Raw genomic sequence first — 19,206 nt, 5'->3', positions numbered from 1 at the left:
GGACGTCCCGGACAGTGCGGGGACCACCCACCCGGGCCCGGCCGGCCCCCTCCGGGCGCTCCGCGTCGGGGCTCCTGGTCCCGGCGTCCCTCCCGGACAGCACCCTGGAGCACCTCATGTCCTCTTCCCTCACGCCCCCGCCCCCTTCATGGGATCCCGAGTACGCGCCGGAGCCGACGTGGGCCGCGGCGGCACGGTCCGGCCCGCGGAGGTCCCATCGCGCCCCCGGCCGGTTCCGCGGTCTCCTCGACACCCTCCTGCGGCACGGCCGCCCCGACCCGCATCCCGATGCGGCCGGTACCCCCGTACGGCACCCGTCGGACGCCCCGGCCGCGGCCGGCCCGTACGCCTCCCACCACGAGGTGACCCGCTGGCAGCGGCACGCCGATGCGTACGAGCGGCTGAGCGACGGCCTGGACCGGGAGCGGGCGCATCTCCTCGCCTGGCTCGCGGCGCTGCACCCGGCGAGCGCCGTCGTCACCCCCGTGACGGACGACGGCGACGGCTGGGAGGTCCTGCACCTGACGGCCGGGGGCGAGGTGATGTCCTGGCCGATCTCGCCCAGGAACGCGCACCTGTTCCGTCATGCGCCGCGGCGTACGCCGCGGCCGGGCGAGGCGTACCGCGGCACGGACGACCGCGAGACGGAGGCGAAGTACGCGCACATCCGCCGGCACACCAGCCTGCTGGCTCTGGAGGACGGTGTGGCGGCGTTCGTCTCGGAACTGCGGCACGGCGGCTGACGAACGCCCGCGCGCGGAGCACGGGGCCCGTGACCGACATGACGAAGGCCCCCGACCGTGATCGGTCGGGGGCCTTCGGACCGGTGGACCCACCCGCAGGGCGTGGCCCCCGTGCCTGTCAGCCGATCCGCACGGTCACGGTCTCGATCGTGCTGGACGGCGAGTAGTTCCCGGCCGCGTCATAGGTACGGGCCCGGTAGTCGTAGCTGCGTCCGTCGGCGGGCAGCGGGTCGCAGACGGTGGCCGTGGCGGTGGAGAGGCGCGGGTCGAACCCCTTGTGCAGGACCACCGACCAGGTGTCCGTCCCCGCTTCGCGACGCTCGATCTCCAAGCCGATGAAGTCGCGAATCGGAGCCGGCGTGCTGTCGCCGGCGGTCGCCTGGATGCCGCCCGCGCAGGTCCCCAGGGTCAGATCCGGGGCGTAGGCGGGGGCTATGCCGTCGGGGATGTCCAGCCAGAGCTCGTTGGTGGCGGTGGCGTCGAGCCAGAGCGGGTTGTACGTGGTGGTGCCGCCGTCGTTGGTGACGAGGACGCGGTAGTGGCGGGTCTCGCCGTCTGCCGTGACCGGTCCGGTGGTCCAGGTGCTGCCCTTGGTGGTGCCGAGCGGGACCCACACGTAGGAGCCGTCCACCTTGTCGTTGCTCAGGACGGTGTAGTGGTCGAAGTGCGCCTCGGTGTTGAGGGGCCACTTCAGGGTGACGTTGCCGGTCGCCTTGTCGTAGGTGCCGGTCAGGGAGGCGACGACGGGCAGGGGACGCACGATGGTGTCCGTGCTGCCCGACGAGGTGTTGCCCGCCTTGTCCTTGGCGCGGACCTCGTAGTAGTACGGCGTGCGGTCGTCGGGGTTGACCAGCGGGTCGGTGTGGCTGCGGGCGGTGGTCGTGGTGACCTTCGTCCAGGTGCCGGAACCGACGGGCCGCCGGTAGAGGGAGTAACCCGCCAGATCCATCTCCTTGTTGGCGGACCAGGAGACGGTCGTCCTGCGGGTGGTGGTGTTGTAGGCGGTCTTCACGCCGGTGGGGGCGAGCGGCTTCGTCTTGTCGTACGTGGCCGAGGTCCGCGGGGTGTACGTGTACTTGACCTTCGCGGCGCCGGTCCAGTTCACGTAGTCGACGCGGAGGGTGTGCTTGCCGGAGGGGATGGTGACATTGACGCTCTTGGAGCGGGCGGTGTCACCGGTGCCCTTCCACAGGTCGATCTTGCGGACACCGTCCAGGTGGACGCGGACGCCGTCGGTGGCGGAGACGGTGAACGTGAAGGGGCCACCGGAGCCGAAGTCGCGGGTCACCGACCAGCGGACGCCGAAGCCGTTCGACGGCACGCCGGAGACCGGGCTGCCGGACCAGCTCTGGCTGATCGCGCTGTCGCAGTCGGTCTTCACCGGAGAGCCGGAGAACGAGGTGTTCTTGTAGAACGTCCGCTTGTAGACGTCGGTCGAGCAGGTGACGTCGGCGGCTGCCGCCTGCGGGGCGGCGGTCAGCAGGCTGCCGAGGAGGACGGCGCACAGGGCACCGCCGGTCCGGGCGGCGACAAGACTCTTCTGGTGCACGGAGGCCTTTCACGCTGTGCGGGACGAAGTACAGCGTGGAGACTCGTGAGCCCGGAGGAAGGTTGCACGGCGCACGCCCCGGCGTGAAGGGGGCTCGGAGCGCGATCGCCCGGCCTCTGGAAGGTGTCGGCCTGCACCGGACCGGGACCCGGTTCACCTGCCTCCTGCGCGCCGTGAGCCCCCGGAGGATCCGACCGCCGGTCGATGGCGACCGTGGATGCAGAAGACCCCCGGTCCGTGTGGACCGGGGGTCTTCGTGCTGGTGGGGCTAACAGGATTTGAACCTGTGGCCTCATCCTTATCAGGGATGCGCTCTAACCAACTGAGCTATAGCCCCGCCGCGCTTTGCGGTGTGTGTCCCGCGCGCTGACCTCTGAAGATTAGCGCACGACGCGGCCAGTCCCAAAATCGATAGTCGGGAGACGTTTGAACGGGGGTTCACTCGTCCTCGGCGAGCGTCAGCTCGACACCGCCGACGAAGCCCGCGGACAGGTTGTAGATGAACGCTCCGAGCGTGGCCAGCGCGGTCGCCAGGACCACGTCGATGACCGCGATGACGGACGTGAACATCAGGACGTGCGGGAGCGACAGGTACGACTGGAGGTCGAAGCCGTTGGACTCGTTCGACCCGGTCGCCTCGGAGATGGTGCCGCCGACGGTCGAGAAGACGCCCATCGCGTCCATGACCATCCACAGCACCGCCGACGCCACGATCGTGCAGATGCCGAGCGCGATGGAGAGCAGGAAGCTGACCTTCATCACCGACCAGGGGTCGGCCTTGGCCACCCGCAGCCGCGCCTTGCGCGTCCGCGGTGTCGTACGGGCGCCCGTACGCGGCCGGCGCACCGCGCCCGAAGGCGTCTGAGCCGGGTAGGCCTGCGGCGGGTGATAGGGCTGGCCGGGCTGCTGGGGCTGTCGCTCCCCGGGCAGCGGCGAGCCCGGCGCCAGGGGCGCCCCTGCCGGGGCCGGCTGGCCGCCCGCGTACTGCTGGGCCTGCGGGCCTCGGGTGTCGGTCACAGTTCCCCCCTGGGAAACATGAGAGTCATGGGAGTCAGTCGCATCCGTGGCGGGGCCACGGCCGCCGTCCGTTTCCGTACCGGTCGATCCGGCGCCCGTGGCTCCGCTCACGATGACTCACTCCTCGCGCTACTCGGCCGAGGACTGCTCGCCCTCGTCCGTACCGATGGCCTCCGCGCCTTCGGCGGACTCGTCCACGGTGATGTCACCGTCGACTTCCTCCGCCTCACGACCGGCCTCGGCGTTACGAGCGATACCGACCACGGCATCGCGCTTGCCCAGGTTGATCAGCTGGACACCCATGGTGTCACGGCCCGTCTCCCTGACCTCGTTGACTCGCGTACGAATCACACCGCCCGACAGTGTGATGGCGAGGATCTCGTCCGTCTCCTCGACCACCAGCGCACCGACGAGGGAGCCGCGGTCCTCGACGATCTTGGCGGCCTTGATACCGAGGCCGCCGCGACCCTGGACGCGGTACTCGTCGACAGCGGTCCGCTTCGCGTACCCACCGTCTGTCGCAGTGAACACGAACGTACCGGGTCGAACAACATTCATCGAGAGAAGCTGATCGCCTTCGCGGAAACTCATTCCCTTGACGCCCGAGGTCGCACGGCCCATGGGGCGCAATGCGTCGTCCGTCGCGGTGAACCTGATCGACTGGGCCTTCTTGCTGATCAGCAGCAGATCGTCCTCGGCCGAGACGAGTTCGGCTCCGATCAGTTCGTCGTCCGAACCGTCCTCCGTCTCACGGAGGTTGATGGCGATGACGCCGCCCGAACGGGGCGAGTCGTAGTCCTTCAGAGGCGTCTTCTTCACCAGGCCGCCCTTGGTGGCCAGGACCAGGTAGGGCGCCGCCTCGTAGTCACGGATCGCGAGGATCTCGGCGATCGCCTCGTCCGGCTGGAAGGCCAGCAGGTTGGCGACGTGCTGACCGCGCGCGTCCCGGCCGGCGTCCGGGAGCTCGTAGGCCTTCGCACGGTAGACGCGGCCCTTGTTGGTGAAGAACAGCAGCCAGTGGTGCGTGGTCGACACGAAGAAGTGGTCGACGATGTCGTCTTCCTTGAGCTTCGTGCCGCGTACGCCCTTGCCGCCGCGCTTCTGCGAGCGGTAGTCGTCCGTCTTGGTGCGCTTGACGTAGCCGCCGCGCGTGATGGTGACGACGATGTCCTCTTCGGCGATGAGGTCCTCGATGGACATGTCGCCGTCGAAGGGCACCAGCTTGGAGCGGCGGTCGTCGCCGAACTTCTCGACGATCGCGGCGAGCTCCTCGCTGATGATCCCGCGCTGACGCACGGGCGACGCGAGGATCGCGTTGTACTCGGTGATCTTCGCCTGGAGCTCGTCGTGCTCCTGGATGATCTTCTGGCGCTCCAGGGCGGCGAGCCGGCGCAGCTGCATCTCGAGGATGGCGTTGGCCTGGATCTCGTCGATCTCCAGGAGGCCCATCAGGCCCTCGCGCGCGATCTCGACCGTGTCGCTGCGCCGGATCAGCGCGATGACCTCGTCGATGGCGTCCAGGGCCTTCAGCAGACCGCGCAGGATGTGCGCGCGCTCCTCGGCCTTGCGCAGCCGGAACTTCGTCCGGCGGACGATGACCTCGATCTGGTGCGCCACCCAGTGGCGGATGAACGCGTCCAGGGAGAGGGTGCGCGGCACGCCGTCGACCAGTGCCAGCATGTTGGCGCCGAAGTTCGTCTGCAGGTCGGTGTGCTTGTACAGGTTGTTCAGGACGACCTTGGCGACCGCGTCCCGCTTCAGGACGATGACCAGCCGCTGGCCCGTGCGCGACGAAGTCTCGTCACGGACGTCCGCGATGCCGCCGATCTTGCCGTCCTTGACGAGGTCGGCGATCTTCTGGGCGAGGTTGTCCGGGTTGACCTGGTAGGGGAGTTCGGTGACCACCAGGCACTGGCGGTTCTGGATCTCCTCGACCTCGACGACCGCGCGCATGGTGATCGAGCCGCGGCCCGTGCGGTACGCCTCCTCGATGCCCTTGCGGCCGACCACGAGGGCGCCGGTCGGGAAGTCGGGGCCCTTGATGCGCTCGATGAGGGCGTCCAGGAGCTCCTCGTGGGAGGCCTCCGGGTTCTCCAGGTACCACTGGGCGCCGGCCGCGACCTCGCGCAGGTTGTGCGGCGGGATGTTGGTGGCCATGCCGACCGCGATACCGGCGGAGCCGTTGATCAGCAGGTTCGGGAAGCGGGACGGCAGGACGGTCGGCTCCTGGGAGCGGCCGTCGTAGTTGTCCGTGAAGTCGACGGTCTCCTCGTCGATGTCGCGAACCATCTCCATGGACAGCGGCGCCATCTTGCACTCGGTGTAGCGCATGGCGGCGGCGGGGTCGTTGCCCGGGGAGCCGAAGTTGCCGTTGGAGTCCACCAGCGGCATGCGCATCGACCACGGCTGCGCGAGGCGGACCAGCGCGTCGTAGATCGAGGAGTCGCCGTGCGGGTGGTAGTTGCCCATGACGTCGCCGACGACGCGGGCGCACTTGTAGAAGCCCTTCTCGGGGCGGTAGCCGCCGTCGTACATGGCGTACAGGACGCGGCGGTGGACGGGCTTGAGGCCGTCCCGCACGTCGGGCAGCGCACGCGAAACGATGACGGACATCGCGTAGTCGAGGTACGAGCGCTGCATCTCCGTCTCGAGCCCGACGGGCTCGACACGCATGACGATCTCGCCGCCCTCTTCAGGCGTACTGGGGGTGTTCTCGTCGGCCATTGCTGGTGAAGATCCTTTCTGGTGCGGTCAGCTGAGACCGACTCAGATGTCGAGGAAGCGGACGTCCTTGGCGTTGCGCTGGATGAACGCGCGGCGCGCCTCGACGTCCTCGCCCATCAGCACCGAGAACAGGTCGTCGGCCTGGGCGGCGTCGTCGAGGGTGACCTGGCCGAGGACGCGGTGCTCCTGGTCCATCGTGGTGATGCGCAGTTCCTCGGCGTTCATCTCACCGAGACCCTTGAAGCGCTGGATCGAGTCCTCCTTGACGCGCTTTCCGCGCTGGCGGCCCATCTCGAGCAGCGCGTCGCGCTCGCGGTCGGAGTACGCGTACTCCATGTCGTCCCGGCCCCACTTGATCTTGTAGAGCGGGGGACGGGAGAGGAACACGTGCCCGGCCTCGACCAGCGGCCGCATGAAGCGGAACAGGAAGGTCAGCAGCAGGGTGTTGATGTGCTGGCCGTCGACGTCGGCGTCCGCCATCAGGATGATCTTGTGATAGCGGAGCTTCTCGATGTCGAAGTCCTCGTGGACTCCGGTGCCGAAGGCGGAGATCAGCGCCTGGATCTCCTGGTTCTGCAGGATCTTGTCGATCCGCGCCTTCTCGACGTTGAGGATCTTTCCTCGGATCGGGAGGATCGCCTGGTACTGCGGGTTGCGGCCGGACTTGGCCGAGCCGCCGGCGGAGTCACCCTCGACGATGAAGATCTCGCACTTGGTGGGGTCGTTCGACTGGCAGTCGGAGAGCTTGCCCGGCAGGGACGCCGACTCCAGGAGGCCCTTGCGGCGGGTGAGGTCACGCGCCTTGCGGGCCGCCACGCGCGCGGTGGCCGCCTGGATCGACTTGCGGATGATGTCCGCGGCCTCGTTCGGGTTGCGGTCGAGCCAGTCATTGAGGTGCTCGTAGACCGCCTTCTGCACGAAGGTCTTGGCCTCCGTGTTGCCCAGCTTGGTCTTGGTCTGGCCCTCGAACTGCGGCTCGCTCAGCTTGACCGAGATGATCGCGGTCAGACCCTCGCGGATGTCGTCGCCCGTGAGGTTGTCGTCCTTCTCGCGAAGCAGCTTCTTGTCGCGCGCGTACTTGTTGATCAGCGAGGTCAGCGCCGCACGGAAGCCCTCCTCGTGCGTGCCGCCCTCGTGGGTGTGGATGATGTTGGCGAAGGAGTAGACGCCCTCGCTGTAGCCGCTGTTCCACTGCATCGCGACTTCGAGGGAGAGGCTCTTGTCCTTGTCCTCGGCCTCCAGGTCGATCACCGTCGGGTGCACCACGTCTCCCTTGCGGGAGTTGAGGTACTTCACGAAGTCGACGATGCCGCCCTCGTAGTGGTACGTGACGGTCTTGACCTCGGCGGTCTCGTCCGCGCCCGCCTCGTCCGCCCCGGAGGTGGCCTTCGCCGACTCGCGCTCGTCAGTGAGTTTGATCGTCAAACCCTTGTTGAGGAACGCCATCTCCTGGAAACGCCGCGAGAGCGTCTCGAAGGAGTACTCGGTGGTCTCGAAGATGTCCGCGTCGGCCCAGAAGGTGACCGACGTGCCCGTCTCCTCCGTCGCCTCGTGCTTGGCCAGCGGGGCGGTCGGGACGCCCATCTTGTAGTCCTGCGTGTGGCGGTGGCCGTCGGTCCTGACCTCGACGGAGACCTTGCTCGACAGGGCGTTCACGACGGAGACGCCGACGCCGTGCAGACCACCGGAGACCGCGTAGCCGCCGCCGCCGAACTTGCCGCCCGCGTGCAGCACGGTCAGCACGACCTCGAGGGCCGGCTTGCCCTCGGAGGCGACGATGCCCACCGGGATGCCTCGGCCGTTGTCGACGACGCGGACGCCGCCGTCGGCCAGGATCGTCACCTCGATGGTGTCCGCGTGGCCGGCCAGCGCCTCGTCGACGGAGTTGTCGACGACCTCGTACACGAGGTGGTGAAGTCCGCGCTCACCGGTCGAGCCGATGTACATGCCGGGTCGCTTGCGGACCGCGTCCAGACCCTCGAGGACGGTGATGGCGCTGGCGTCGTACGAGGATGAGACCTCGCCAGTGGCGCCGGCGTCGGTGGACGGGATGTTCTCGTTGGGGTTGCCGGAATCGGCCACGAAGCGCCCTTTCTGGCACAGCACAAGCCAAGCTCCCGGCGGGTGGCCGGAGCGGCTGCGGCGTGTTGCGTTGGTAAGCCTTAGTCAGCGTTGCTCGGTGTGTCCCACAAGTGGGGCGGGATTAGCCTCCAGTCTACCGGTAGCGCCGACAGTGATGGGGGTTTGCCGGTACCTGAGTCCGCATGTGCCGCCCTGAACCGGTCTCGGCCGACTCCCCATATACGGCCCCGGGCCCAAAGAGGCTCACAGCGGCACTCAGCGCTTCCGGCTGTCAACCCTTGGCTACTGCGGAGTCAGGTCGGCGTTCGCGAACGCGTGGGGTGGAACAGCGCCGGGCCCCGGAGCGGGGCGGGAGCGGCTTCCGAGGGGGCGCGGTGATCCCTCGCGACAGCCGACGATCTGCGTATCGCCGCAGCTCAGAACGCCTTCCGGTCCCCGTCGGTCTCCGGCGTCCCCACCGCCGCGGCAGGTGGTTCGGGCCGCGCGCGACGCAGGGGACTCCTCCGGCCGGAGGTGGCGCGGAGGGGGCGGACGGAGGGCGGGGTGCGCCTCGGGCGGCCGGACAGCGCGGGGCGCGTCTCCAGTGACGGCCTGCGCCCGCTGTGACAGAAGTGTCGACCGAGGCCGAGGTATGGCCGAGACATTCCGTGCGCCTCGGGTGCGGGCGCGCGAGTCGAGCGTGTCGGCCGAACGCGATCAGCCGTAGGTGTCGCCGGGGCCCGTGCTCCCGGGCGCGCGCAGCGGACCGAAGCGGCGGGCGGGGCCGCCAGGGCCCTGCACCTTGATCAGGCGCACCGTGCCGTGCCCGAGGTCCTGGTTCAGCCGTGCGACCAGCTGCGGAGCCAGCAGCCGGAGCTGGGTCGCCCAGGCCGTCGAGTCGCACTGCACCGTCAGTACCCGCTCGGCCGGGTCGTCGTCGTACTTCACCGGCACGCAGTGCTTGGCCAGGTCGTCGCCGACGATCTGCGGCCAGCGACCCATCACGCCGCCGACCGCCGCCGGGGTCTCCCAGCCGCGCTCGGTCAGCAGCCGGTTGATGGCGGAGCCGAGTGCCATGGGGTCGCGTCCGTCGGCGCGTGCGCCGGAGCGCAGGCCGCCGCCGCGCCGCGCCTGCTTCCTCTGCTGTGCGGCGTCCCCACGCGCGCGTGCCTGTTCCTTCGCCGCGCGCAGGGCCACGCGCGCGAGGTCGACACCGGAGGGCTCGGGGGTCTTGCCGCGGGCGTCTCCCGCGCCCTTCCCGGTGCCGGGCGTCGCGTCCGGTGTGTTCTCCGTCATACGCGTTCCACCGTGCCCTCGGACACGGCGTACCGCGTCCCCGTCAGTACGTCCGGTACGTCGTCGTCCACCGCGGCGGTCACCAGCACCTGCTCGCCGGGCGCGACGAGTTCCGCGAGGCGCTCCCTGCGGCGGCTGTCGAGCTCGGCGAACACGTCGTCCAGAACCAGCACGGGTTCGTTGCCCTCGGCCCTGAGCAGGTCGTACGAGGCCAGACGCAGCGCCAGCGCGTACGACCAGGACTCGCCGTGCGAGGCGTACCCCTTCGCGGGCAGCTGACCGAGTTTGAGAAGCAGATCGTCACGGTGGGGCCCCACAAGGGTCACGCCCCGCTCGATCTCCTGCTTGCGGACCTCGGCGAGCGCCGCCATCAGCTGCTCGTACAGCTCCTCGCGCGCGTGCGCCTCGCCGGGGGCGGACGGCCGGTACTCCAGGGTGATCGGTCCGCCGCCGGGAGCCAACTGCTCGTAGGCCTTGTCGGCCAGCGGCTGGAGGGTGGCGACGAGGTCGAGCCGCTGGGCCAGCAGTTCGGCGCCCACGCGCGCGAGGTGCTGGTCCCACACGTCGAGCGTCGACAGGTCCATGGTGCGTCCGCCGTGCCGGCGGGCCAGCGCGGCGGACTTCAGGAGCGTGTTGCGCTGTTTGAGGACCCGGTCGTAGTCGGAGCGGACGCCGGCCATGCGCGGGGAGCGGGCGGTGATCAGCTCGTCGAGGAACCGGCGCCGCTCCCCGGGGTCGCCCTTCACAAGGGCGAGGTCCTCCGGGGCGAACAGCACCGTCCGTACGATGCCCAGCACGTCACGTGGCCTGACCTGCGAGGACCTGTTGACGCGGGCTCGGTTGGCCTTGCCCGGGTTCAGCTCCAGCTCGACGAGCTGCTGCCGGTCGCCCTGCCGCACGTTGGCCCGGATGATCGCCCGGTCGGCGCCCATGCGGACCAGGGGCGCGTCGGAGGAGACACGGTGGCTGCCGAGGGTCGCCAGATAGCCGACTGCCTCGACCAGGTTCGTCTTGCCCTGCCCGTTGGGCCCCACGAACGCGGTGACGCCCGGGTCGAGCGGGACCTCGACCCGGGCGTACGAGCGGAAGTCGGCCAGCGACAGATGCGTGACGTGCATGGTCGTTCGCCGACCTCCCCCAGCGTGGTGTCTCGGTTCTCCCGAGGCCCGGGTCTCCCCGGCCCTCCGGTTTTCCCCCGGCTGTGGACAACCGGGTCGCCCCGGGTGTGGAGAACCCGGGGCTCGGATCAGGCCTTCTCGACGGCGTGGCCGCCGAACTGGTTGCGCAGCGCCGCGATCATCTTCATCTGCGGCGAGTCGTCCTGCCGCGACGCGAAGCGCGCGAACAGCGACGCGGTGATCGCCGGCAACGGCACCGCGTGGTCGATGGCGGCTTCCACAGTCCAGCGTCCCTCGCCGGAATCCTGTGCATAACCCCTGAGCTTGTCCAGGTGCTCGTCCTCGTCCAGGGCGTTGACCGCGAGGTCGAGCAGCCAGGAGCGGATGACCGTGCCCTCCTGCCAGGAGCGGAAGACCTCGCGCACGTCCGTGACGGAGTCGACCTTCTCCAGCAGCTCCCAGCCCTCGGCGTAGGCCTGCATCATGGCGTACTCGATGCCGTTGTGGACCATCTTGGCGAAGTGGCCGGCACCGACCTTGCCGGCGTGCACCGACCCGAAGTCGCCCTCGGGCTTGAGCGCGTCGAAGATCGGCTGCGCCTTGGCGACGTTCTCCTTGTCGCCGCCGTACATCAGCGCGTAGCCGTTCTCCAGGCCCCAGACACCGCCGGAGACGCCGCAGTCGACGAAGCCGATGCCCTTGATGCCCAGCTCGACCGCGTGCTTCTGGTCGTCCGTCCAGCGGGAATTGCCGCCGTCGACGACGACGTCGCCCGGCTCCAGCAGGGCGGCCAGCTCGTCGATGGTGGCCTGGGTCGCGGCACCGGCCGGGACCATGACCCACACCACGCGCGGGCCCTTCAGCTTGCCCACAAGTTCTTCGAGGCTGTGGACGTCGGCGAGGTCCGGGTTGCGGTCGTATCCGATGACGGTGTGGCCTGCGCGGCGGATCCGCTCGCGCATGTTGCCGCCCATCTTGCCGAGGCCGACGAGACCGAGCTCCATCAGTGGTTCCTTAGGGTTGCGACGTGGCGTGAGGGCACTCTCGTACCCGTGTCAGAGCCTAAGCCTGGCCGTACCACCCACGCCTTTCGGGCAGCGGTGGAACTCACGCACATCTGTGGGCATACCCGCTCAGACGGTCGCCTCATCGTGGACACGCGCGCCGGACCGGGCGGCCCGGCGCGCGGGGAGCATCAGCCCGACAGTCGCACCGGCATGATCAGGTACTTGTAGGCCTCGTCGGCCTCCGCGTCGACGGCCGGCTTGCCGCTCAGCAGCGCGGGCTTCGTCGACGTCGTGAAGGACAGCTGGGCCACCGGCGAGTCGATGGCGCTCAGACCGTCGAGCAGGAACGTCGGGTTGAAGGCGATCGAGATGTCGTCGCCGTCCAGCTGGGCGTCGACCCTTTCCACAGCCTGTGCGTCGTCGCTGGAGCCGGCCTCCAGGATCAGCACGCCCTGCTCGAAGCTGAGGCGCACCGGAGTGTTCCGCTCGGCAACCAGGGCCACACGCTTGACGGCCTCGACGAAGGGGGCGGTCTCGATCACGGCGACCGAGTTGAACTCCGTCGGGAACAGCGTGCGGTACTTCGGGAGGTCGCCTTCGAGCAGACGGGTGGTCGTGCGGCGTCCGGCGCCCTCGAAACCGATCAGGCCCTCGCCCGCGCCCGAGCCGGAGAGCGCCAGGATGACGCTGTCGCCGCTCGTGAGCGCCTTGGCGGTGTCCAGGAGCGTCTTGGCGGGCACCAGGGCGACCGCGGACGCGTCCGGGTTCTCCGGCTTCCACAGGAACTCGCGGACCGCGAAGCGATAGCGGTCGGTGGAGGCGAGCGTGACGGTGTCGCCCTCGATCTCGATACGCACACCCGTCAGGACGGGGAGCGTGTCGTCGCGGCCCGCGGCGATGGCGACCTGTGCGGCGGCCGAGGCGAAGACCTCACCGGGGACCGTGCCCGTCGCCGACGGCATCTGGGGCAGCGCCGGGTACTCCTCCACAGGCAGGGTGTGGAGTGTGAATCGCGAGGAGCCGCAGACCACGGTCGCCCGTACACCGTCTGTGGAAATCTCCACCGGTCGGTTGGGGAGAGCGCGGCAGATGTCCGCGAGCAGACGGCCGGAGACGAGGACCGTGCCCTCCTCGTCGACCTCCGCGTCCACGGAGACGCGCGCCGAGACCTCGTAGTCGAAGCTGGAGAGGCTCAGTGCGCCCTCCTCGGCCTTCAGGAGGAGGCCGGCGAGCACAGGCGCCGGCGGACGGGCCGGGAGACTGCGTGCCGCCCAGGCCACTGCCTCCGCGAGTACGTCGCGTTCCACCCGGATCTTCACCGTTGCCGCCTCCGTCTGTTGCCGGCGCTCTCGCCCTGCTGGCCTTCGTCGTCCCGGTGTCGCTCCGCCTTGTGAGGGGAAGGACACCGGGGACCAGTCTGACGCACCGCGCTGACAGTCGGTGCCCCTCGGGGTCAAGTCGTGCCGAGCGGCAGTCGAGCCGCCGAGAGCAAGTTGTGCACAGCCCCGTCTTCGAAACGATTCCCAGGCTCTCTCTAGTTGGGAGTAGTAGTAGGGCCTGTGGATACCGTGGATAACCGCGTTTTCGCAGGTCAGGTGGGATTTTTTGTCCACTGGCCCTGTGGGCGGAGGCGGTGGACAACCGGGCGCTTCTGTGGACGACGAAAAGTTCTGCACACTCGATGCACAGCCTCGGGCCACTTCTCCCCAGCGTCGTCCCCAGCTTTACCCACGTTCCCCACAGCCCAACCCGGCACCTTGATGTGACGCCTTTCACTCGACACGGTGAGAAGGCGCGTCACGTTGCCGAACAGTGGACAGAGGTGTGGAGAAGCTGGGGATCGCTGGGGACAACCGGCTGAAGCCTGTGGGTCGACGGTGGACAACTCCGTGCACACCCTGTGGATCTTTTCTTCGTCCACAGGGTGTGGAGAGCAGTCGTCCACGAATCCACAAGTGGTTGACCTGGTCTGATGGTCTTTCAACAGCTCCCCCTGTGGACACAGTCTGGACAACTTCCCAGTCCCCAGGGTGTGGACGCCAGAAAGTCACCGAATCTGTGGAGAGTGGCCGTAACCAGGCTCTTAATCGAACAGCTGATGTCGCGCCGGTTGCGGCGCTCACGGACCGGACGCCCCTCCGAGGGGGTGCCGGAGCCCTTCGGGGTGGCCTTTCGGAGCGCTTTCCGGCGGGCTCACGCCGGCTCGGAGCGCTCGGAACCGGCGAGGGAAGCCCTCCTGTGGAACCAGCCGGAGCCTCTCGGGGCGGGGCCGAGACCTCTCGCGACTCCTGCCCGAGCGGTGATGAGCGGCAGCCGCGGACCCGCCAGAGGCGCCGGTGGCGAAGACCGCCCGCGGAGAACGCGAAAGGCGCCCTCGGGGACGTGCCCCGGGGCGCCCTCAGCCGCGTACGGCCGTCGTCCTCACGGACGGACGGCCACGCGGTCAGCCGTTCTTGATGCGGTTCGTGAGTTCGGTGACCTGGTTGTAGATCGAGCGGCGCTCGGCCATGAGCGCGCGGATCTTGCGGTCGGCGTGCATCACGGTCGTGTGGTCGCGGCCGCCGAACTGCGCGCCGATCTTCGGCAGCGACAGGTCCGTGAGCTCGCGGCACAGGTACATGGCGATCTGCCGGGCCGTGACGAGGACACGGCTACGGGAGGAACCGCACAGGTCGTCCACCGTGAGACCGAAGTAGTCGGCCGTGGCGGCCATGATCGCGGTGGCCGTGATCTCGGGCGCCGAGTCCTCGCCGCCGGGGATCAGGTCCTTGAGGACGATCTCCGTCAGACCGAGGTCCACGGGCTGCCGGTTGAGCGACGCGAACGCGGTCACCCGGATCAGCGCGCCCTCCAGCTCGCGGATGTTGCGCGAGATCCGCGAGGCGATGAACTCCAGCACCTCCGGCGGGGCGTTGAGCTGCTCCTGCACCGCCTTCTTGCGGAGGATCGCGATGCGCGTCTCCAGTTCGGGCGGCTGGACGTCGGTGATCAGACCCCACTCGAAACGGTTCCTCAGCCGGTCCTCCAGCGTCACCAGCTGCTTGGGCGGCCGGTCGGAGGACAGCACGATCTGCTTGTTCGCGTTGTGGAGCGTATTGAAGGTGTGGAAGAACTCCTCCTGCGTCGACTCCTTGTCCGCGAGGAACTGGATGTCGTCGACGAGCAGGATGTCCATCTCGCGGTACCGCTTGCGGAAGCTGTCGCCCTTGCCGTCGCGGATGGAGTTGATGAACTCGTTGGTGAACTCCTCCGAGCTCACGTAGCGCACCCGCGTGCCGGGGTAGAGGCTGCGGGCGTAGTGCCCGATCGCGTGCAGCAGGTGCGTCTTGCCGAGTCCCGACTCCCCATAGATGAAGAGGGGGTTGTAGGCCTTGGCAGGTGCCTCGGCGACGGCGACGGCGGCCGCGTGCGCGAAGCGGTTCGAGGCGCCGATGACGAATGTGTCGAAGAGGTACTTCGGGTTCAGGCGCGCGGTCGGCTCACCCGGCCCCGACGCCGGCGCGGGCTTCGCGGCCAGCGGGCCGGGCGCGCCGGAGGGAGGCAGCGAGGGGCCGCCGCGGTGCCCGGGTCCGGCGCCGCCGGGGGACGGCTCCTGGAGGTCCCGGCGGTCGGTCCGCTGGTCGTAGTCGCCCCGTGGCTGGTCGTAGTCCGAGCGCGGCTGGTCGTAGTCCTGGCGCTGCTGCTCGTAGGGCGGGCGCTCCATCGACTGCGGCCGGTAGTCCTGGCCGGGCGAGGCGTACGGATCCCGCTCCGGGAAGCCGAGCCGCTGCTGCTGCCAGCCATAGTCGTCCTGGGAGTGCCGCGGCCAGGCGCCCGGCTCGGGCCGCTGGTAGTCCGGGTAGGCGGGCCGGGCCGTCGGCAGCTGGTCCTGGCGTCCCGACGGCAGCTGGTCACCGGGACCGCCCGGGAGCTGGTCGGCGCGGCCACCCCTGTGGTCGTCGGCGCGGTGGCGGCCGTACCCCTCGTACTCGTCGCGCCGCTGGCCGTCGTAGGCGCCGCGGTCGTCGCGGGCCGGGGCGTCGTAATCGCGGCCCTGCGTGTCGTAGGGGCTGCGATCGTCACGGGACTGGGAGCCGTAGGCCGACCTCTCGTCCCCGCCCTGGGAGCCGTAGCCCATGCGCTCGTCGCTCTGGGAGCCGTAGCCGGCGCGCTCGTCGCCGCCCTGGCCGTCGTACGCGTCACGGCCGTGGCCGGGGCCGGAGGGGAGCTCGGGCTCCTCGTAGCGTGACGGGGCGGACGGTGCCGGCGCGGGGGGCTCGCCGGCGGAGTCGTCGACGGTGATCGCGATGCGGATCGGACGGCCGCACTCGCGGCTCAGGGTCTCGCTGACGATCGGCGCGAGACGTCCTTCCAGTACGCCCTTCGCGAACTCGTTCGGGACCGCGAGCAGGGCGGTGTCGGCCACCAGCGCCAAGGGCTGGCAGCGTTTGATCCAGTGCTCGTCCTTCGCCTCGACACCCTGCCCGCGGCCCTCACCGAGAAGTTGTTCCAGAACTCGTGGCCACACTGCGGCAAGATCGGCAGGTACGTCAGCCACAGGGCACGCTCTCTCATGGGGTCCCACGAACGTGTGGTTCTGGGAAAGGGTCGGGAAGTCGGTCGGGTGGGGCGGGGGGAACAAAACCGCTGGGGCGGTGGGAAGGGAACGAATCGGAGTTCAGCCACGGTAGTCAGGGCGACCGGTGCGGTTCAAGTTGTTGTCCCCAGCCTGTGGATAGTGTCTCCCGGCACGCGCTGGTTTGACCGGATGGCGTAGCCGCGCGTACCGTAACCAGGTCGAGTTGTCGATGGCTGCTGCCGCCTGCCTCCGATGGGCACAGATCGCGAAGAGTGATCGGGAAGCGGTGCACTCGGGCGTAATACGAGCTACCTCGTGGGCGCACGGTGACAGCCAGGACGGCACCCCGCCACCACCGATTCTTTCTGGAGCCCCCGAGTGAGCAAGCGCACCTTCCAGCCGAACAACCGTCGTCGCGCCAAGACCCACGGCTTCCGCCTGCGGATGCGCACCCGTGCCGGCCGCGCGATTCTCGCGAACCGTCGTGGCAAGGGTCGCGCCAGCCTGTCCGCCTGATCACTTACAGGTCATGACGTCGTGCTGCCTACCGAGCATCGGCTGAGGCGGCGCGAAGACTTCGCGACCGCGGTACGCCGAGGACGTCGGGCCGGACGCCCGCTTCTCGTCGTCCATCTACGTAGCGGTGCAACGGACCCGCACGCGCCAGGGGAGAGCGCTTCCCCGACGCGTGCGGGTTTCGTCGTGAGCAAGGCCGTGGGTGGAGCCGTCGTACGCAACACGGTGAAGCGCAGGCTTCGCCATCTGATGCGTGACCGAGTCGCCCTGTTGCCCCCCGGTAGCCTGGTAGTCGTACGAGCGCTGCCCGGTGCGGGTGACGCCGACCATGAACAGCTGGCCCGAGACCTGGATGCCGCCCTTCAGCGGCTGCTGGGAGGGGGCGCGCGATGAAGTACCCGCTGCTGGCACTGATCAAGCTGTACCAGTGGACGATCAGCCCGTTGCTGGGGCCGGTGTGCAAGTACTACCCGTCGTGTTCCCACTACGGCTACCAGGCCATCGACCGGCACGGTGCGATCAAGGGAACGGCACTCACCGCCTGGCGCATCCTCCGGTGCAATCCGTGGTCGCTGGGCGGTGTGGACCATGTTCCGCCGCGCAAGCGTCCGCGGTGGCACGAAATGCTGCGTAACGCCTGGCGTGCACGCAAGGGCGGGAACTCCGCCGCCGAACTGGCCACCGAGGGGCACGGTATGTCCGACCACCCCTCAAGCCCGGCCGCCGAGACTCCGTCCCATGCTCAAGGAGCCTGATTAGTGGACACGATTGCCAGTCTTTTCAGCTTCATCACGACACCCGTTTCCTGGGTCATCGTCCAGTTCCACTCCGTGTACGGGAAGATCTTCGGTCCCGATACGGGCTGGGCCTGGGGCCTGTCCATCGTGTCCCTGGTGATCCTGATCCGTATCTGCCTGATCCCGCTCTTCGTGAAGCAGATCAAGGCCACTCGGGCCATGCAGACGCTGCAGCCCGAGATGAAGAAGATCCAGGAGCGCTACAAGAACGACAAGCAGCGCCAGTCCGAAGAGATGATGAAGCTGTACAAGGAGTCGGGTACCAACCCGCTCTCCTCGTGCCTTCCCATCCTGGCGCAGTCGCCGTTCTTCTTCGCCCTGTACCACGTGCTCAACGGCATTGCGACGGGCAAGACGATCGGCGTCATCGACGATCAGCTGCTCGCCAGCGCCCGTAAGGCGCACATCTTCGGCGCCCCGCTCGCGGCGAAGTTCACCGACAGCGCCGACAAGGTCGCCCAGCTCGGTGCCACGCTGACCGATGTCCGTGTCGTCACCGCGATCATGATCGTGCTGATGTCGGGCTCGCAGTTCTACACCCAGCGTCAGCTGATGACGAAGAACGTCGACACCACGGTGAAGACGCCGTTCATGCAGCAGCAGAAGATGCTGATGTACGTCTTCCCGGTCATGTTCGCCGTCTTCGGTATCAACTTCCCGGTCGGTGTCCTCGTCTACTGGCTGACCACCAACGTGTGGACCATGGGCCAGCAGATGTACGTGATCCACAACAACCCGACCCCGGGTTCCAAGGCTCAGGCCGCTTACCTGGAGCGTCTGACCAAGCACGTCACGCACCACGGCAAGACCCGCAGCCGGGGCGAGCGCGCCATCGTCAAGGCGATCGTTTCCAAGGGCCGCGACCGCAACGAGTTCGAGCGCAAGTTCATCAACAGCCTCACCAAGGTGGGTCTGGCCGCCGCGGCCGATGGCACCGTGGCGAAGAGCGATGTCGCCGTCGTCACCGAGACCGAGGACGGCACCCCGGTGACCGGTGCTGCCCCCAAGCGCCAGCAGCCGAAGCGGCAGTCGAAGTCGCAGCGTCAGTCCCAGTCGGGCACCGCCAAGGCGGCCGACGAGACCGAGCCGAAGACCTCGCTGAGCAAGTCCGACGAGCCGGAGGACGCCAAGCCCTCCCCCGCCAAGCCGGCCGGTGGGGGCAACAAGCCCGGCGCCGGTGCCCGCAGCAAGGCCCAGTCCGGACAGCGCAAGGGTCCTCAGCGGCCCAAGTCCCCGTCCAAGAAGTAAGAAGGAGTCCATCCCGTGACGGAAGGCACCACCTCCGCCGCCACCGAGGGCGACACCCTGACCCGCCTGGAGCAGGAAGGCGAGATCGCGGCGGACTACCTCGAAGGTCTGCTCGACATCGCCGATCTCGACGGTGACATCGACATGGACGTCGAGGCCGACCGCGCCGCTGTCTCGATCATCAGCGACGCGGGGAGCCGTGACCTGCAGAAGCTGGTCGGCCGTGACGGTGAGGTGCTGGAGGCGCTCCAGGAGCTCACTCGCCTGGCAGTGCACCGGGAGACCGGGGACCGCAGCCGCCTGATGCTCGACATCGCGGGCTACCGGGCCAAGAAGCGCGAAGAGCTCTCCGAGCTGGGCGCCAAGGCCGCGGCGGAGGTCAAGAGCTCGGGTGAGCCCGTGAAGCTGAAGCCGATGACGCCCTTCGAGCGCAAGGTCGTGCACGACGCGGTCAAGGCCGCGGGGCTGCGCAGCGAGTCCGAGGGCGAGGAGCCTCAGCGCTTCGTCGTCGTGCTTCCCGCCTGATCGGTACGTACGTTCCATCGGCCCCGTCTGTTGCGCAGACGGGGCCG

The 19,206-nt window shown here is 68.8% G+C and carries 15 protein-coding genes and 1 tRNA gene; 6 read left to right on the top strand and 10 right to left on the bottom strand.

Annotated elements, in window-relative coordinates; translation table 11 throughout:
• Positions 1-116: 116 nt before the first annotated feature.
• Complete coding sequence (locus BKI49_RS18905) at positions 117-743, top strand: hypothetical protein (protein ID WP_095935455.1); 627 nt, start codon at positions 117-119, stop codon at positions 741-743.
• A gap of 118 nt (positions 744-861) precedes the next feature.
• On the opposite strand, the gene BKI49_RS35880 is transcribed toward BKI49_RS18905, so the two are convergent.
• The 10 genes from BKI49_RS35880 to dnaA all read right to left on the bottom strand — a co-directional run bounded on the left by BKI49_RS35880 (position 862) and on the right by dnaA (position 16,052).
• The gene (locus BKI49_RS35880) at positions 862-2,292 is read right to left on the bottom strand and encodes a PA14 domain-containing protein (protein ID WP_257004858.1); all 1,431 of its coding nucleotides are present in this window, start codon (positions 2,290-2,292) and stop codon (positions 862-864) included.
• Positions 2,293-2,552: 260 nt separating this feature from the next.
• Positions 2,553-2,629 (bottom strand) — tRNA-Ile (locus BKI49_RS18890).
• 101 nt (positions 2,630-2,730) lie between these two features.
• Positions 2,731-3,420 (bottom strand): DUF3566 domain-containing protein, encoded by a 690-nt coding sequence (locus BKI49_RS18885; protein ID WP_095935454.1) that lies wholly within the window; start codon positions 3,418-3,420, stop codon positions 2,731-2,733.
• A gap of 18 nt (positions 3,421-3,438) precedes the next feature.
• A complete protein-coding gene (gyrA, locus tag BKI49_RS18880) occupies positions 3,439-6,033 on the bottom strand; it encodes a DNA gyrase subunit A (protein ID WP_095935453.1) in 2,595 nt (864 codons plus the stop codon).
• Between the two features lie 42 nt (positions 6,034-6,075).
• Positions 6,076-8,139: a DNA topoisomerase (ATP-hydrolyzing) subunit B gene (gyrB, locus tag BKI49_RS18875; protein ID WP_095935452.1), complete on the bottom strand. Its 2,064-nt coding sequence runs from the start codon at positions 8,137-8,139 to the stop codon at positions 6,076-6,078.
• Positions 8,140-8,811: 672 nt separating this feature from the next.
• Positions 8,812-9,390 (bottom strand): DciA family protein, encoded by a 579-nt coding sequence (locus BKI49_RS18870; RefSeq protein WP_095935451.1) that lies wholly within the window; start codon positions 9,388-9,390, stop codon positions 8,812-8,814.
• A complete protein-coding gene (gene recF / locus BKI49_RS18865) occupies positions 9,387-10,508 on the bottom strand; it encodes a DNA replication/repair protein RecF (protein ID WP_095935450.1) in 1,122 nt (373 codons plus the stop codon). The genes BKI49_RS18870 and recF overlap by 4 nt, the downstream gene beginning before the upstream one ends.
• 128 nt (positions 10,509-10,636) lie before the next feature.
• Positions 10,637-11,512, bottom strand: a complete 876-nt coding sequence (gnd, locus tag BKI49_RS18860) for a phosphogluconate dehydrogenase (NAD(+)-dependent, decarboxylating) (RefSeq protein WP_095935449.1) — start codon at positions 11,510-11,512, stop codon at positions 10,637-10,639.
• 191 nt (positions 11,513-11,703) lie between these two features.
• Entirely contained in the window at positions 11,704-12,834 is a 1,131-nt protein-coding gene (dnaN, locus tag BKI49_RS18855) for a DNA polymerase III subunit beta (RefSeq protein WP_095935448.1), read from the bottom strand.
• Positions 12,835-13,958: 1,124 nt separating this feature from the next.
• The gene (gene dnaA, locus BKI49_RS18845; protein WP_095935446.1) at positions 13,959-16,052 is read right to left on the bottom strand and encodes a chromosomal replication initiator protein DnaA; all 2,094 of its coding nucleotides are present in this window, start codon (positions 16,050-16,052) and stop codon (positions 13,959-13,961) included.
• Positions 16,053-16,451: 399 nt separating this feature from the next.
• On the opposite strand from dnaA, the gene rpmH reads away from it, so the two are divergent.
• From rpmH to BKI49_RS18820, 5 genes are read left to right on the top strand one after another with little or no spacing between them, the layout of a single operon-like run.
• Positions 16,452-16,589 carry a 50S ribosomal protein L34 gene (gene rpmH, locus BKI49_RS18840; RefSeq protein WP_006381191.1) on the top strand — a complete coding sequence of 46 codons (138 nt, stop codon included), beginning with the start codon at positions 16,452-16,454 and terminating at the stop codon, positions 16,587-16,589.
• A gap of 21 nt (positions 16,590-16,610) precedes the next feature.
• Positions 16,611-16,982 (top strand): ribonuclease P protein component, encoded by a 372-nt coding sequence (gene rnpA, locus BKI49_RS18835; protein ID WP_095935445.1) that lies wholly within the window; start codon positions 16,611-16,613, stop codon positions 16,980-16,982.
• The gene (yidD, locus tag BKI49_RS18830) at positions 16,979-17,344 is read left to right on the top strand and encodes a membrane protein insertion efficiency factor YidD (RefSeq protein ID WP_095935444.1); all 366 of its coding nucleotides are present in this window, start codon (positions 16,979-16,981) and stop codon (positions 17,342-17,344) included. Before rnpA ends, yidD begins: the two co-directional genes overlap by 4 nt.
• 3 nt (positions 17,345-17,347) lie before the next feature.
• Positions 17,348-18,634, top strand: coding sequence for a membrane protein insertase YidC (gene yidC / locus BKI49_RS18825; protein ID WP_095935443.1), 1,287 nt, complete (start codon positions 17,348-17,350; stop codon positions 18,632-18,634).
• Positions 18,635-18,649: 15 nt separating this feature from the next.
• On the top strand, positions 18,650-19,159 hold the full coding sequence (locus tag BKI49_RS18820) for a Jag family protein (protein WP_095935442.1): 510 nt from the start codon (positions 18,650-18,652) through the stop codon (positions 19,157-19,159).
• Positions 19,160-19,206 lie beyond the last annotated feature (47 nt).

The organism is Streptomyces sp. Tue6028 (assembly GCF_002300165.1).
In the GTDB taxonomy this organism is placed as follows: domain Bacteria; phylum Actinomycetota; class Actinomycetes; order Streptomycetales; family Streptomycetaceae; genus Streptomyces; species Streptomyces siamensis.
The sequence above is the reverse complement of the archived record's forward strand: the minus strand, read 5'-3'. Positions and strand labels throughout refer to the sequence as shown.